Below are 17,217 nucleotides of genomic sequence, written 5' to 3' on the forward strand. Positions count from 1 at the left end.
ATTATTTCTATGTCTTTCTTTAAGAATAATGTAATGAACTAAAAAAGAAGTATAAACAAACCAATTGGTCGTTTGTTTATACTTCTTTTCATTTTCCTTAAATCTATTGTAATTACGGTGCTTTTACGAGATTCCATTCAATATGTCCCTTATAAATTCCAGGCTGTACATTTTTTGTCTCTGCAATGTTTAAATATGGGTTTCCTAAGTTATAGTTATACACTGCATTATGATTGACTGGATTAGCTTGCATAATCATCACCGGGCTATTCGATGTGATTGCGGGCGTGATTGCTCCTTGTACTTCATTGCCACTACCAACTAAATCAGTGTTTGGATTAAAGGGTGTCGTTCCATCATTGATATTTTTTTGTACGCTTCCTTGGTTGGTTAAGATGATCGCACTTCCTGGAATCACTTGATTTCTATCCCAAACAAGCTGTGCTTGTAATGACCAAGTACTATCTGTTTGGCTTTTATCGCACACACCGACATCAAAAGAATTTTGTTTGTTAAAAGAGATTTGTTGCGTACCAGATTCATTTAGGGGTGTTGCCAAAAAACCAAATTGTTTAGGAATATATGTCAGGCCAAACAAACTGGTTGTTCCAGGTCTCACATTATCTGTATCCGAGGGTATTTCCGGTAATGATGTCCAAGTTGCTTGATACGTGGTTGTGAGTAGATCTGTTACATTGCTGGCATTATCAACTCCGTTCACCTGCCAACCAGCAAAAATACTATTTGGTTTCTCCACAGCTAGTGAAGATTTAAATTGATTAAATGTCTGAATTTGCAGTTTTGGATCGGTCGGCGTTATCGCAATTGATTGAAAATAATTTTTCGTCGGACTGTTATCTGCAAAAGTTCCTCCTCCTGCATTAAAAGTTGGTCCCGTGAAGGTACGATTTCCAGAAGAATAATTATAATTCAATAATTTACTGTCCTTAGCAATAACCAAGAGTGGTGACTTTGTACTAGTCGTAAACATACTTCCCATATTCCTTACATTAGTTAAATTAAACTGACTGAGATTTAATAACCGTAAATTAGTGGTTTCAATAAACATGCTATTCATATTTGTTACTTGATTTGTTTGAAAAGAACTTAAGTCTAATGTTTTTAAATTACTTAAATAAGCAAACATATAAGTCATATTTGTTACCTTACGAACATCCCAATTAGCTAAAATTAGTTCTTGTAATTGCCTGTCAGCGTTGAACATATAATTCATATCCGTAATATTGGAAGTATCCCAACCACTAAGATCAACTTTTGTTAAAAGTGGCACATTCGCAAACATCGCTCCTGTATTCGTTACTGCACTTGTATCTAAACCTGTAAGATCGACTTCTTTTAAAGCAGGCCAAAATTGAAAAGCATATCTCAAATCTGCATCTTGAATAGGCACCTTATTTCCTGAGGCAATCTTGAAACTCGTAATTGACTGATAATTAGGAAAAACACTCTTGCTAATGTCTTGTAAACTTGTCGGCTTCCCATTTATCGTATTGGGAACAATGATGGTTGTACTCTTACCAATATATTTTGTTAGAATGTAGCGGTCACTTTGAGGAGATAACTGATATTGCCATTCAGAAGCAGTACTTGTTGATGGGGTTGTTGCGTAGTCCCCCTGAATAGGTAGATTGGTTTCTGCGTTTTCTTCACTCATTTCCTTATTTGAGCCACTTTCTTCTATTTGATCATTTAACTGTTTTTTTAAATTAATTGGCCATTGACTTAAATCTAAATCCATTAGCACACCACAGTTTAGAAACATTCCGGAAACATTATTGATCCTCTCAGTTCCCCATTGGTTTATCCCTACTACATTCACTAATTTAGGACAATTATTGAACATATCTGCTAGATTGACAGGATGTACATTTTCCGGGATGTTGACTTGTTCTAAACTGACACAGTTTTTGAACATACCTGCTAGATTAGTTGCATATAATTTATTGATCTGAACCATTTTTAAATTGGAACAATTAGCAAACATTTCACTAGTATCAGTTACGCTACTAAAATCGGTCAAACCAAAATCAACAGTCACTAATGATTCATTTCCTGCAAATGCTTGTTTCAGTTCAACATTTCTCCCTTCCCCATCAGAAATACAAGGGATGAGGTTAAGAGAAGAAGAGATGATAAAAGAATCAATCGCTTTTCCTTTCAATGAATCAAAAAAGGCCGAAGTTAATACAAGCTTGTCAACTCTTGGGGCAATGCCATTTACAAAGGCAGAATCGATCAAAATCTCTTGTACGGATTCATTACTCGATATGCCAGTCAGTTGTAATTCCGTTCCTTTTAACGTATAAAGAATATTATTATAACTTCCAGTCGTTGTTTCCCTTGCTTCTGATGTTGAAACTTGATTTTTGGCTATTGAACTGGCTATTTCAGACACTTGCGTTGGGCTACTTTCAACAATCGTTGAATGCTTAGTTGCTGTAGTCGTCGTACTTTGTTCAAACTCATTGGCCGCAAATCCATATTTTCCTTGATAAATCACATTCCCCAATAGAAAAACGATAATAGAAATATACTTTATTTTTCTCAACCCCATCGCCTCTTTCTTACCTTATAATTGTTGATTTACAACGATATAATATACAATCCCTAATATAAGTAGAACCATTGAGGAAATAAGTAAGATGATATTGATAAAAAGAATTCCTTTATTTTCTTGCCCTATAATGTTCTTTTTATAGTTATCTAAAAAGAAGTAAATAGTTGAACATAAAAAAAGAATACCCATTAAAATAATAAAAAACGCTGTTGTATACATCATTATCCATCCCTTCCAATCAAATAAGTTACCAATAGCAACATCTGGTCATTGCCTTTTATCTTTATCGTTTTAAAAGCACACAAACATTTCTTCATTTCTTGCTATACTTGAACACTAGATAACTAGTTCCAACGATATTGACTAGTAGGACAATCAGCCAGCTAATTTTAAGCCATTGAGGAATAATGACATGATAGATTGATTTTTCATTGATTTCCTTAGCAGAAGAAGAGGTAATCTTAAATGGTTGTTCCAATACCCATTTCTTACCGCTAGCTTGCACTACTCCACTAAAAACATAATCACCAGCTTTTAACTCATCCTTTTTCCAATCAAATTGAAAAGGATAAACGGAGTGAGGCGCGATATTGACATTTGTTTTTTCTTGTTTTTGGAGAATTTTATCTGAATTTTTTTCACGAATTTCACCAGTGACGCTCGCTTTATCAAAAATATAAGAATAAGGATTTAAAATGTCTGCTTGAATTATTTTTCGACCATCAGACAAAACCGGTGCAACTTTTTCTAAACTTACAGAGATATGTTGATTCATTCGTGTATTCGCATCATTTGTTAAAACAACACCTATTGTGTAGTTGTACTTGTTTTCAACCATTATTTCCTTTTCATGTTTTGTTGTACTATCATCATTTTTTTCAGAAATAACAATTCCACCTACAATGACACCAGAGAATTTATCTTTTGGCATTTTCACGTCCAGTGTTGTTTCTACCTCACTTTTTGCTGGAACAGTGACTTCTGACTGGGTCGTTTTTACTATTGAGGTTAACGGTTGTTTTAAATCTTTATTGTCTTTTATTTTCCCAGTATAATCCAATAATCCATTGTAATTCGTATTGGCATTTGTAACTACTACTTTCAACACTTTTGTTTGATCAGAGCTGTTGATTAACTTTACACCTAAACAATCTTTTGTCCCTTCCTTTTCACAAAGAAAAAAATAGCCTAAATCCGGGTCAATTTGATGACTATTTGGTACAGGTTCAACGGTATATCCGCCCATTACCTCATCTGCTTGCACAGAGGTTGCGCTCAAAACTACAAAAATAAAACTTAAGATAATTGAATAAATAAGTTTTTTTATCAATTCTGTTCTTCCTTCCTTTTTTTGATTATCAGCAAATTCTCTTTAAAACTTATCTGCTAACAATCAAAAAAGGGAAAGAGGAATTTCTTTCCCTTTTTTGATTATTCTATGGCGTAACAGCCAGATTCCATTCCACATGTCCGGTATGATTATCTGCTGTCGTTGTTTTTGCGTTAGCAATTTTCAGAGCCACTTGTCCTAAATCGTAATCATAAGTATCGTTATGAATAAACCCTTGTGTCCCCGTCATTAATAAGGCCTGTGCTCCTGAAGTGATTTCCACATTTGGCGCTGCTGTAATGGATCCAGCTGGTGCATCAACCAAATTACCACCGCCAGTATTGACTTTCGCATTTGTTCCCGTATGTCCTGTTTGGATAGACATCCCTTGCTCTGCATTATCCCAAACAACTTGTGCCTTCAACGTCCATCCTTTTGTATCACGGGTTTTATCTTTGACACCTATGTCAAATGTCCCTGAGTTTTTGGGCATTGTCACATTAATGGTTTGTGAACCAGTTTCCACTAATTTTGTTGAAGGAATGGTAAACGTTCCAGGCTCATAAGCAATTCCAAACGCTACAGTAGGATTATTTGATTTATTCCCTGGGTCAGTTGGGTTTGCTGGATCTTTTGTATTGCTTGGTGGTGTAGGATTACTTCCTCCATTGTCTGGTAGTAGAAGAGGAGCAGTAATCGGGGTTTCAGCAGTTGACGGATCTGGGTTGATCGTGGTACTTGCAGCAGATACTCCTATGCTGTTGCCCACTAAAAAAGAAGCACATAATCCTGTGCTGATTAAACAAATACTTTTTTTCATTCCTTTTCACTCACTTTCTTTTATAGGTATTGATGCTCTACCTTTAATGAAGAACAAAAAAAAGAATACCACTAAAACAAGCGAGCTATTTTTTTATTTTTTCGCCAGCCTCGTGTAATATTTTAAAAAAATAACAATCTATATAAAAAACTCCTGATTATTATCAATCAGGAGTTTTTTATATGAAGTTCTGGATAAAGTAATCTTAATACATCCATAGTTAGCCTTCTGCCTTTGCCCGCAAAAGGATAGACGTGCATGTGCATCGCTGGATTAAAGTTCGCTTCGATGATGCCATAGGCAGTTGCTTCTGTTTCAGGGTCTAGGTTTTTATCTGGGATAATCAAGTCAATTCCACTAATTTTTGCTCCTAAAGCTTCAACTGCTGAAGCAGCGATTTGCTTATAACCTTCAGAAAACTCGTCCGTCATATCAATAGAGTCGCCACCGGTACTGATATTCGAGTTTTCACGTAAATAAACCACTTGATCTTTCGCAGGAATAGAAGAAATAGTTAGTCCTTGTTCTTTTAACATCAACTGTTCTAATTCTCCTAATTGAATCAATTCCAAAGGAGCACGGTGATTGGTTCCTCTTAAAGGATCAAGGTTCTTTTCCTCAACCAACTCGGCGACCGTCCGCTGACCATCTCCCACAACGTTCGCTGGCTTACGTAACAAGATCGCTTGAACAATTCCATCAATAACAAAGAAACGATATTCTGTTCCTGGCATAAATTCTTCAACTAAAACAGCATGGTCTTCTCTAAAAGCAATCTCAAGTCCTGCTTTATAATCGGCTAAATCTGCGCCCTCTTTGAAAATCGTAATTCCTAACCCATAGTTCGTTGATTTAGGTTTGATCACAAAAGCTTGTTCCGCAAATCTTGGATAAGCCTTAATCGCTTCTGCCATCGTGGTAAATTCTGACCCATTTGGAACACGGAAACCGGCTTCTTTCAGAATTTTTTTTGTTACTGTTTTGTTTTCCATAATCAATGGTACGATATAACTGTCTTTACTTGTCATATTGGCATTTTTGACATACTCAACATGATGCTGGTGTTGCAAGCGTAAAAACTGATCGGTTTCATCCATGACTTTCACTTCGATTCCTTGTTGAATCGCATCAAATAAAAAGATTTGTGTCGACAATTCCATATGATTAAAGCCTGCTAATTGATAAGGTCGTTCGTGTGTTTTTTGGTAATACGTTTTACCGAGTTCAGTCGCAAAATCATGTTGGGTATTTTTTTGCGCTTCTTGATAGATTTTTGCTGCTAACGTTTCACTTGGATTATCTAGTTTTTTAAGCATTCTTTCTAACAAAGGTAATGCTTCTACTTGTTCTAGTTCTACCACCATCTTCTTCATGTCATTTAACAGAAAACGACCTTCTTCTGCAAATTCTGTTTGCATTAATGGATGTTCTAAAGAAACTTGTTCATTTCTTTTTGATCCTTCTGCTACCCATTGATCCGCTTCTTCTGCTTCTTCTACCCACAGCATATAAGTTAAAAATAACTGTAAAAAGCGAACTTGTTCTTGATCAATTCCTAAATAGGCATACGGATTTAAATCAATATTCCTTAATTCGATATAACGTACGCCTGTTTTTGCTAAATCTGCTACACGTTTTCCCCCACGAAAACGAATCGGCGTATATAATTCTTTTTCTTCAGATAGCTTACCTTCTTCAACCATTTGCTCAATATCCGTTAAATATTGATTCATCGAAGCATAGGACACTTTAACATTAGGGTGATTTGTATAACCATAAGAACTATTTCTGATACTTCTCACGGGTTCTTTTGGGGCGGGTTTGTCTACAAAATAATTTGCTTCACTCAAAGGAGATGCTCCATAAAAATAAGTAATCAGCCAACGGTAACGAAGGAAATTTCTAGCAGTCTTAAGGTAAAGCTCTGTTTTAAATAATGAAAAATCTTTAAATTCCGTTTGTTGCGCAAACAAAGATCGCAGAAACTCATCCCCAAATTCAAAATTGAAATGGATTCCACTAACCATTTGCTTTCTTTTGCCATATTCTTTGGCTAGATACCGACGATACAGTACATCTTCAAAATTTGACAGCTTAGCAATCATAATTTCTTCGTCTTTTTCTGGTAGCGCTGGTGGCATACTCAATGGCCAGATCATTTCGTTATTAGGAATGGATCGAGAGGCAACATCATAAATGGCCGCCATGTATTGAAAAAGTTCATGAATAGAATCTGTAACTGGTGTAATTAATTCAATTTGTGTTTCACTAAAGTCCGTTTGAATATATGGATGAAACGCTCGATCGCCAAAAGCATTGGGATGATCTGTACGTGCTAGTTGTCCTGCCAGGTTCACTCGTTGTCCTTCTCGTTCAATGCCAAAGCGTGCTTGATCAATCAATGGACGTGAACTAGGATGTTTAAGTAATTGTTTAAAATTCATGGTTCATTATCCTCCAGTTCGTATACATCTAATTATAGTAAAAAAAAGTCAGAAAAAGAATGAAATTGTTTCAGATATGAAAAAAGATTACATTAGCTTTTTATTTAAGCAACAATCGCTTATTTATTCTCATTTCATACACCATTTTTACAGCAATTTATGTATTTGTTTGCTTAAAAAAAAGAGCACCTAGCCAAAACGTATGACTATTTTAGCTAGGCATTCTTTATAAGATACATCTTTATTCTTCTTTTAACAAGCCTTTAAATAATCCAATAACAAAATCATTTGGCTCAAATGGTTCAAGGTCATCGATGCCTTCTCCCAGTCCTACTAATTTTACTGGTAAATGAAGCTCATTGCGGATGGCTAAGACAATCCCGCCTTTTGCGGTCCCATCTAATTTTGTTAAAATCAATCCGGTAACATCGGTCGTTTCTTTAAACTGTTTGGCTTGTACCATAGCATTTTGTCCAGTTGTTGCATCTAACACAAGCAATGTCTCATGCGGTGCTTCTGGTAATTCACGTTGAATGACACGTTTGATTTTTTCTAATTCATTCATCAAGTTGACTTTATTTTGCAAACGCCCCGCTGTATCAACTAATAAGACATCCACCTGTTCGCTTTTGGCACGTTCCATGGCATCATAAACAACCGCTGCCGGATCTCCTCCGGCATTTCCACGCACTACTTCTACGCCGGCACGCTCGCCCCAAACGACTAATTGGTCAATCGCACCTGCACGAAAAGTGTCCGCTGCTGCTAGAAGTACTTTTTTGCCTTCATTTTTGTATTGATGGGCTAATTTACCAATGCTCGTTGTTTTTCCAACACCATTCACACCCACAAATAAAATAACCGTTAACCCATCTTCTTGAAGATTTAATTCATTGACCTCATTAATTCCTTCTTGTTCATAAAGATCCACTAATTTTTCAATGATTGCATTTTGAACTTCTGCGGGTTTTTTCGCATTTCTAAGCTTGACTTCTTGGCGTAGAGCTTCTGAAATTTGAATAGCTGTTTCAAATCCGACATCCGCACCGATCAACGTTTCTTCAAGTTCCTCAAAAAAGTCTTCGTCTACAGTACGGAAGTTAGCGAATAATTCATTCATTCGTTCGCCAAATGTTTTTCTGGTTTTTTCTAAACCTTTATCATATTTTTCTTGCACTTCAATTTCTTCTGGTTGTTGTTCTTCTCCAGTAAATGCACGTTTGATTTTATCAAAAAATCCCATATAACCCCCCCTAATCCTAATCTAAAACAAATTTTTCAATCACTTTTGCTACACCATGTTCTACGTTACTGGAAGTCACGTAATTAGCCGCTTCTTTGACAAATGGCACAGCATTTTCCATCGCCACACCAAGCCCTGCATATTCAATCATTGGCAAATCATTTTCTTCATCACCAATCGCCATGATTTCTTCTTGTTTTAATCCTAAGTCTTTTGCTAATAAAGAAATACCATAGGCTTTCGTTACTCCTTTTGGCATAAACTCTAAAAGCATGCTTCGTGTCTTGATGATCTCATAATTCTCATGAAATTCAGTTGGTATTTCTTTAATTTTTGGATCTAATTCTTCTTGTGGGTAGGCAATGACAGCTTTATTCAACACCAATTCATCTGTAATCTCCGATAATTCTGCTGGCTGGAATTGGAGCAATTTATTCAATACATTATACAATGATTGTTTTTCTGGTGCCGTGGGTAATTGTAATACCACGTTGTCGGATAATATATCTAATGGCAACGACAATTGTTGCGCTAAATCATGTAGGCGATGTACATCTGTGACAGTCATCACTTTTTTCTCCATAATTTCGCCTGTATCATTTTTTTGAACCAAGCCACCATTGAATGTGATACTGTAGTCTCCTTCATCTACTAATCCTAATTCCTGGAGATAATGAGCCATTGCTGCTAAAGGTCGCCCTGTACATAGAACAATTTTTACGCCTTTTGCTTTTGCTTTGGCCAAAGCTTTTTTGTTCTCCTCTGAAATTTGCTTTTCTTCATTCAATAGTGTCCCATCTAAATCGATCGCAATTAATTTAATCATTTAATTTTCTACACCTTCGTTTCCATTTTGCCTTCTTCATTGATATCTTCCATACGAACAGAAACAATTTTTGAGACACCTGATTCTTGCATCGTTACGCCATACAAAACATCGGCAGCTACCATTGTTCCTTTGCGATGGGTGACGACAATAAATTGTGTATCATCTTGAAAATCACTCAAATAACGACCGAATCGCTTCACATTGGCTTCGTCTAATGCAGCTTCCACTTCGTCTAAAATACAAAATGGTACTGGACAAACACAGATAATTGAAAATAGCAACGCAATGGCTGTTAATGCTCTTTCCCCACCAGAAAGCAAACTCAAACTTTGCAATTTCTTTCCTGGTGGTTGTACTTCGATCTCAATTCCTGTTTTTAATAAATCAGCTGGATCAGTCAACACCAATTCTGCTCGACCACCACCAAACATATTCGGAAAAACGACTTTAAACTCTTTACGAATGGCTTCAAATACTTCTTTAAAGCGTGTACGAACTTCCTCATCCATTTCTTCCATTGTTTCAAATAACTGATTTTTAGCAGATAACAAGTCATCTCGTTGGGTGGTTAAGAATGTATGGCGTTCATTCACCTGCTCAAATTGTTCGATTGAGTTCAAGTTCACAGGGCCAAGGTCTTCAATTTGTTCTTTTAGTAAAGCCACTTTTGTGCGACTACTTTCAACCTCTGTTGTTTCTTCATAATCCATCACAGCTTTTTCAAAACTGATATGATATTCCGTTTGTAAATAACTTAACTGATTATCAAGCAACATTTCTGAGCGATTTTTTTGTACTTCAAGTTTCGATTGTTCCGCTAATTGTTGTTTTTGTTGACGATTTTTTTCAGCAATCACAGAGTCCAATTGATCAATTTCTTTTTGAAGACTTTCTCGTTGCGTTCTCATTTCTGCTAATTCTGTTTTGAGCTCTTCACGTTGTTGAGAAAGATCATTAATTTGTTTGGCTAAACTTTCCTCAGTAACGCCATGATCCGTAAAATCTGCTGTCAGCATGGCCAGTTGTTGTTCTAAACCATTTTGACGTTCGAGTGCCTCATTTTTTTGCACACGTGCACCACGCAATTGAATTTGCAAGTGATTGAACTGCTCTTTTAATACCGCTAATGCGGCTTGCTCTTGTGCCTTGCGTGCTTGAATTTGTGTGCGTTTTTCTTCCATCTGATCACTTTCTTGATTGAGTGATTTGATTTCTTCGTCAATTTGTTGTCTCTGTTGTTCGATGTCTTTTTGTTTTGCTGTTAACTCTGCTTTTTGCTTTTGGTAGGTTTCAATAAACTGCTGCAATTCCTTCGTTTCAAAATGAGAAAGTTGTTTTTCTTTCTCAAAACGGGTTAAATCATTCGTAATCATTTGAAGTTGATTGATTATTTCTTGTTCTTCAAACCGCAATTGTTCATTCTGATTCCGCAAAGTCTCTTGTTTTTGTGTTAATACTGCTACTTCTTCTTGTAGCTCTTGCACTTGTTTTTCTTTTTTTTGTAGTTGCTGATCTGCTTGCTCGTACTCAGCTGTCAGTTGTTTTAATTCCTGGTTTTGTGAAAATAAGCTGCCTTGATTGCCTCTTTTATTCGCCCCACCTGTCATCGAACCGCCAGCATTCATGACGTCACCTTCAAGAGAAACCACACGGTATTGGTAGCCGAGTGTTTGAGCGATTGCATTGGCACTGGCTAAATCCTTGGCTAAAAAAATCGTGCCTAATAGATTATGGACGACTGTTTGAATTTTTTCAGGAAAAGTCACTTGCTCACTAGCAATCCCTAAAAATCCATCCACTGCTTCGACTTGTGAAAGAATGTGTGCAGGTAGTTGCCTTGGCTTAATGGTTGTTAGCGGTAAGAATGTTGCTCTACCACCTTTTTGTTGTTTCAAATAAGTAATGGCTTGACGTGCGTCTTTTTCCGTCTCAACAATTACATGTTGGGCTGCGCCACCTAAGGCTGTTTCAATAGCCAAAGTAAAAGAAGCAGGCACATCAATAAGCTCTGCTACTGCTCCCACAATACCACTTAGCTGTTGTTTATGCTGTAAAACTAATCGTACCCCTTGGTAAAATCCAAAATAATTCTCTTGAATTTCTTGTAAACTTTTCTGACGAGCCCTTAATTGTTGCACTTGATTCATCAACTGGTACATTTTAGGTTGTTCTTTTGTTAACTGTTCATGGAATTTTTTGCCATTCGTTTGAACAGCTTCCAGTTCATTTTTATTTTTGGTTAGTGCTAATTGAAGTTGCCCTTGTTTTTCAGACAATACTTTTTGCTGTGCTGATAATTCCGCTACAGACGCTTCTACTTCTGACTGCTTTGCTAATGTTTGTTTACTTTTAGAAGTCTCTTGCAAGTACTGACGTTCTAAATATTTCAGTTCATTACCGACATTTGCTTGTTCTTGCATTAAATCCACGTATTGATCACGTAATTCAGCTAACAGTTCCTTCGTTGATTTTTGATATTTTTCTAGTTCTTGTTGTGTCTTCATCAACTGTGACTGTGCTTCTTGGATTTCTATTTCCTTTTCTGCTGCTTCTTTTGCATACTTCTCTTGAAGTTTCTCAAATTGTGTTACTTTCTTTTGAGCCTCCGCCAAAGAAGTCTGATATTCTTGCGTGCTTTTTTGTGTATGCTTTGTACGTTCTAGCAAAACATCTTTTTGTCCTTCAGTTTGTTTTAACCTTTCAGACAATGCTAGTAATGTCTGTTGCCCTTTTTCAATTTGTTGGTCTTTTTGTACATTTTGCTTTCGTTTCTCAGACAGTACTTTTTCTTGTGTTTGAATTTGGGCAGCTAAAGTTGCTAACTCCTGATTAAATTGCGTAAGTTGTGCCTGCTTTTCTTCCCATTCTTTTTTCGCCGCTTTGATTTCTGTAATCATTAAAGCAATATCTGTTTGTGTTAATTCTTCTTTTAATTGTAAAAATTTCTTAGCCGTTTCGCTTTGTGTAGCCAACGGCACCAACTGCTCTTGCAATTCATGAATAATATCTTGGACTCGGCTAAGATTGTCTTCCGCTTCAAATAACTTTTGCTCCGCTTTTTTCTTCCGCTGTTTATACTTTAAGACACCCGCCGCTTCTTCAAAGATTCCTCGACGGTCTTCTGGTTTACTACTAAAGATTGCTTCCACTTTTCCTTGAGAAATGATTGAAAAAGATTCTTTTCCTAGTCCGGAATCCAAAAAAAGTTCTTGGATGTCTTTTAATCGACAGGGTTGTTTATTGATGTAAAAATCACTCTCACCAGTTCGGCGGTAGCGACGAGTGACACTGATCTCGTTATAATCCAATGGCAGATAATGATCGGTATTGTCTAAAATCACAGTGACTTCTGCCACATTCAATGGTTTTCGGGAGTCTGAACCAGCAAAAATAATATCTGGCATTTTTCCGCCTCGAAGACTTTTCGCTGATTGCTCTCCTAAAACCCAACGAATCGCTTCAGTAATATTACTTTTTCCACTCCCATTTGGTCCAACAACTGCTGTCACACTATTTTCAAAATCAATCACCGTTTTATCCGCAAAGGACTTAAACCCAGCTATTTCAATTCTTTTTAAATACACTAAGCGTTCCCTCACTTACTTTTACAATGCTGCCAGTGCATTTTCAGCAGCAGCTTGTTCTGCTAGTTTTTTTGACTTGCCTTGACCAGTCCCAATTAATTTACCATCTACGTATACTTCGATCCAAAAGATACGTTCATGTGCGGGGCCTTCCTCTCTTACTAATCGGTATTCAATGAAAACATCCCCTGATTTTTGTAAGACTTCTTGTAATTTTGTTTTGTGATCCATCTCATGTGAAAAAGCACCTGCTTTAACTTTTGGAAAGACAACGGCTTGAAGAAAATCGTGTGCTGCTTTGAATCCCTGGTCAAGATATAAGGCTCCTAAAAAAGCTTCAAATAAATCACAAAGAAGCGCAGGTCTTGTACGACCTCCTGAATTTTCTTCTCCTTTTCCTAATAGGATGTATTTGTCAAAACCACATTCTTTTGCAAATTTTGATAAGCTATCTTCGCGAACGATAGCTGCACGTGTCTTTGTCAATTTTCCTTCTGGTATATCTGGATATAAACGATAAAGATACTCAGAAACCATGAGTTCCAAAACAGCATCTCCTAAAAATTCTAATCGTTCATTATCTGATAATTGAAGGTTGCGATGCTCATTCACATAGGATGAATGGGTAAAAGCTTGTTCAAGTAAATTTAGATCGTGAAAAACGATAGTATATTTCTCTTTGAGTTCATTTGTCAGCTGATTGTCCATTTTTCACATTCCTTTTATGGATATTTTTTCAATACTTCATCATTATACTGGTTTTTCGCTAAATTTGAAATGGTTGTGTTGAAAGGTAAGTAAAGCTTTAACAAACATCCAATAAACATAAATTACTTGTTGTACTGGCATAAAAAAAACAGACAGTGTGATTGTCTGTTTTTTACGATTCAGCATTTTATGTATCAGTGAGAGGTTGCTTCACCAGAGTGGCCATGTCTATTATTCCACCTAATCGATTCGCTAATTCTAAGTCATGAGACACCACGATGACAGTCTTCCCTTTCTTATTCAATTCTTTTAAAGTGCGAATAACGATTTCTTTATTTTTTTGGTCAAGAGAAGCAGTCGGCTCATCAGCAAAAATAATTCGAGGATCTTGTAAATACAATCGTGCCAACGCTACTCGTTGTTGTTCACCACCACTTAACCGAAAAACTTTTTGTTGAAAGAGATGCTCCGCTTGAAATTGCTTTAAGGCAGCCATTATTTTTTTCTTATCTTTGGTCACTAGCTGTAAATTTTTATTTACAGATTCATTATCAATCAACGCAAAATTTTGGAATAAAAAACCAGCATAATCTCGAAAAAAATTCTTTAGATTACCTCGATTGATTCGTTTCCCTTCTACTAAAATTTCACCCTCATCGATCTTTTCCAATTGTCCTAAACAATTTAATAACGTCGTTTTCCCAGCACCACTTTCGCCAGTAATCACGGTCATCGAACCTCTCGACACAGTAAAAGAAAGATTTTCAAAAACGATTTTTTCTTTAAATTTTTTGGTAACATTTTTGGCTTCAATCATTTTTTATGACCTCCAGTCGTTGTTTGTTTTCAGCAACAGAAGTATTAAAAAAAAGTAAGAAAATTTCAAAACAAAACAATGACATTATGATAAAACCCGACCCTTCTTGCCAAATGGACAATCCACCTAATACACCTAAAGAAATAACTATCATCTTAATATAGTAATTCCTGTGGCGTTGCCATAAAGTTTTCCCTAAAATATACTGTAAGAAAAGGCGTTTTTTATTCATTTCGGCATAAATTAAACTTGAATAAATTTCAACTGCAATAAAACTAACAATTAAAAGTACAACAACCGCCATTGCTGTATAATATTCTAAGCGTGTCGATACAATCCTTTGATTGATTTGACTCTTTATAGACACCAGTCCAGAAAAATCATTCTCCAATTGACTATCCGTAATAAATTGGTGCACTTCTTCTGGCTCTCGAAACAAATAGGTTCCATTAGAAACATCCGAAATCCAAATATCAATATTAGGCTGGATCAAAGGTAAAGTAATCAAAACAATGACTGGATTAAAAGAGTACATATTTTCCCACAACTGATGGTTATAATTGAAAATTAGTTGATTTGATTGTGTATAAAGTACTTTTAACTCTCCACGATACTTTTTTGTTTCATCTTCCATAGGATTTTGATAAAAAGTAAGTTCATTCTCTGCTTCTTGCATAAATAACTCCGTATATTCTTTTTTATTTTCTGGGATCAAGAGATAGAAAAAATTTTCATCTAATGTAGGGATCACATTTCCTTGTGCGTCTTTTACTTTTAGTTCATGAATGGCGTTATGATTTGCCATCCAAAAAGCATTTTTCTCAATATAAGGATAGAGATTGTGGTTAGAATTTAGTTCGGGCACGCTTAAGAAAATGCCACCAGATTGCTCAGATTTTTCTAATAACGGTAGCAAAATTTGATTCACTTGATCCGTTTCTATTTTCCATTCTTCTTGACTTTGACCGTATCTAGGGAGTAATCGGGTTGTGTTACTAAACATTAAATGATAATAATCTGGTAACTTCGTCCAATAAGTCAGTTGTTGCTTAAACGTATGATTTTCATTCATTTTTATTAAGAGCATCTTCACATTGATCACCATAAAACACATGATAGCTATCTTAATTAAAAGATTGAAGACCACTAACCAACGATACGGTTTTTCTCCTTTCATTTTATTTGCTATCGTACCTAGCGATTGAACCAACCAGCTACCAAATAATTGAAGGAGTCCAATCAACAAAATACCTAAAATAAAAATCAAACGATAAAATGAAAACATATGCGGATAAACAAAAATAAAAATGATTAACAAGCCAGTAAACAAAGTGATATCAATGAATATATCTCTTAGAACCAATTTATAATGCGAACAACCCAGCACTTTCATAATACCAATTTTCTTGCGAATAGAGGATTGGTAAAAAGCGAAAGCCACAATTAAACATAAGAACAGGATGAAAAACAACTGTCCAATGCTCATAAATAGACTGGATGCAAAATAGAAAAGCCATTGTGTTTTTTCTATTTTAATTTCAATTCCTTTGGCATACAACTCTTCTGCCATCTTTTCTGGAGGGGCTTCTGCCATTAAATATAGTCCTAAAGGTTCTTCATTCGATAACTCCGTATAGTCATAAAAGTTTGTTGGATTATCTGATGGAATTGGTTTATAGCTATAGGTAGAATTCTCTCTTTTATCAAAAGTGTAAATTTCTTTTTGTGTTTGACCATCTTTGCCAATTCTAAAAATAAGTTTATGTAAAGTCACCTGCTTGTCTTGTGCATATTGAGCAATCGTTTGGAAAACTTCCTGATTATTTTTATCTCCATCCAAAGACTCAATGATAATTCCTGAATGAATACCTAGTATAGCCGATTTTATCACTTCTGTTCCAATGAAGGAGATACTATATAAAAAACTAATAACTGTAAATAGAAAAAAACATCGATAGATTTTTCTCATCATTTAAAAGAAGAATGCGGCTGATTAGCCGCATGACTTCTTATGCCCACCACCATCCAGATGTATTTCCTGTAAGTGCTCTGGAAGCAGTCGCTCGAACAGTTACATTAGGTCCTCCTGTTTTGCTAATTCTCTCTTTTCCTTGGGCATAAACAGTTACTTTTCGCTGGGTTGGGTGAAATTCACCCCATACAGTTCCAAATCCTGGGATTCCTGTTACACCACCATAAAAAGTATTCGTAGTTATTCTTGGCTGATTAACTAAAAATACCGTATCTTCCCTATCCATTTCAATTATTTCGGGAGTGGTAGATAAAACGAAAGGTTCACTTCTTTCTGTTGCACTTACTTCATGTGTTGAAAAAGCTATACCGCCTAAAGTAGAAAACGCCATAAAAATTGCCATTCTTTTTGCCAATCCAATCTGTTTCATTTTCATTCTCTTTCGCTCCTTTTTTAGCATACAAAGTACCGGACATTTGACATTTGCGACATGCTACTCTCGTACAAGGTAACGCTACAACTAGTATTGGCGCTTCCTTCGTTTTCTCAATAAACAAAGTTCGCTCGAAAATGCAACCCCTTTCATTTTTTAAAAATAACCATTTTTATGTAATAAAAAACACAAACTTTATTTATCCATTAAATTTTAACCCATAACAATATTATTGAAAATCTTTTTTTATCCTATTTAAATTAAAAAACATCAATAATAAAAATAACGACAAAAAAGATAATTACATAAATTTCCACAAAAATATTACTTTAATCATTACTGAATCATAAAAAGAATATCTCAAACTATTTTTTAGGCGTATAAATTTTCGATCTTATGATTCTAATTCGTTCATTTCTTTCATAACTTCTATCTACAGTATTCAAAGCATTGCTTCTG

The 17,217-nt window shown here is 35.7% G+C and carries 11 protein-coding genes; all 11 read right to left on the reverse strand.

Translation table 11 applies throughout. The features are described 5' to 3' along the window. Positions 1-112: 112 nt before the first annotated feature. Positions 113-2,569: a BspA family leucine-rich repeat surface protein gene (locus tag EVI01_RS05830; RefSeq protein WP_010750760.1), complete on the reverse strand. Its 2,457-nt coding sequence runs from the start codon at positions 2,567-2,569 to the stop codon at positions 113-115. 322 nt (positions 2,570-2,891) lie between these two features. After that, on the reverse strand, positions 2,892-3,908 hold the full coding sequence (locus tag EVI01_RS05840; protein WP_010750762.1) for a WxLIP family cell surface protein: 1,017 nt from the start codon (positions 3,906-3,908) through the stop codon (positions 2,892-2,894). A 106-nt stretch (positions 3,909-4,014) separates the two neighbouring features. Continuing rightward, complete coding sequence (locus EVI01_RS05845) at positions 4,015-4,728, reverse strand: hypothetical protein (RefSeq protein WP_010750763.1); 714 nt, start codon at positions 4,726-4,728, stop codon at positions 4,015-4,017. A 167-nt stretch (positions 4,729-4,895) separates the two neighbouring features. Then, entirely contained in the window at positions 4,896-7,172 is a 2,277-nt protein-coding gene (gene gshAB / locus EVI01_RS05850) for a bifunctional glutamate--cysteine ligase GshA/glutathione synthetase GshB (protein ID WP_010750764.1), read from the reverse strand. Positions 7,173-7,413: 241 nt separating this feature from the next. Then, the gene (gene ftsY / locus EVI01_RS05855; protein WP_010750765.1) at positions 7,414-8,415 is read right to left on the reverse strand and encodes a signal recognition particle-docking protein FtsY; all 1,002 of its coding nucleotides are present in this window, start codon (positions 8,413-8,415) and stop codon (positions 7,414-7,416) included. Positions 8,416-8,431: 16 nt separating this feature from the next. After that, positions 8,432-9,241 (reverse strand): Cof-type HAD-IIB family hydrolase, encoded by an 810-nt coding sequence (locus EVI01_RS05860; RefSeq protein ID WP_010750766.1) that lies wholly within the window; start codon positions 9,239-9,241, stop codon positions 8,432-8,434. Between the two features lie 8 nt (positions 9,242-9,249). Beyond that, positions 9,250-12,828 (reverse strand): chromosome segregation protein SMC, encoded by a 3,579-nt coding sequence (smc, locus tag EVI01_RS05865; RefSeq protein WP_010750767.1) that lies wholly within the window; start codon positions 12,826-12,828, stop codon positions 9,250-9,252. Between the two features lie 21 nt (positions 12,829-12,849). Continuing rightward, complete coding sequence (rnc, locus tag EVI01_RS05870) at positions 12,850-13,536, reverse strand: ribonuclease III (RefSeq protein ID WP_010750768.1); 687 nt, start codon at positions 13,534-13,536, stop codon at positions 12,850-12,852. A 187-nt stretch (positions 13,537-13,723) separates the two neighbouring features. Further along, positions 13,724-14,353 carry an ATP-binding cassette domain-containing protein gene (locus EVI01_RS05875; RefSeq protein WP_010750769.1) on the reverse strand — a complete coding sequence of 210 codons (630 nt, stop codon included), beginning with the start codon at positions 14,351-14,353 and terminating at the stop codon, positions 13,724-13,726. Further along, a complete protein-coding gene (locus EVI01_RS05880) occupies positions 14,346-16,244 on the reverse strand; it encodes a DUF1430 domain-containing protein (RefSeq protein ID WP_244150175.1) in 1,899 nt (632 codons plus the stop codon). The genes EVI01_RS05875 and EVI01_RS05880 overlap by 8 nt, the downstream gene beginning before the upstream one ends. A 118-nt stretch (positions 16,245-16,362) precedes the next feature. Then, on the reverse strand, positions 16,363-16,761 hold the full coding sequence (locus EVI01_RS05885) for a hypothetical protein (protein WP_010750771.1): 399 nt from the start codon (positions 16,759-16,761) through the stop codon (positions 16,363-16,365). Positions 16,762-17,217 lie beyond the last annotated feature (456 nt).

Origin of the sequence: Enterococcus villorum, from assembly GCF_007990225.1 — a bacterium.
Classification (GTDB): domain Bacteria; phylum Bacillota; class Bacilli; order Lactobacillales; family Enterococcaceae; genus Enterococcus_B; species Enterococcus_B villorum.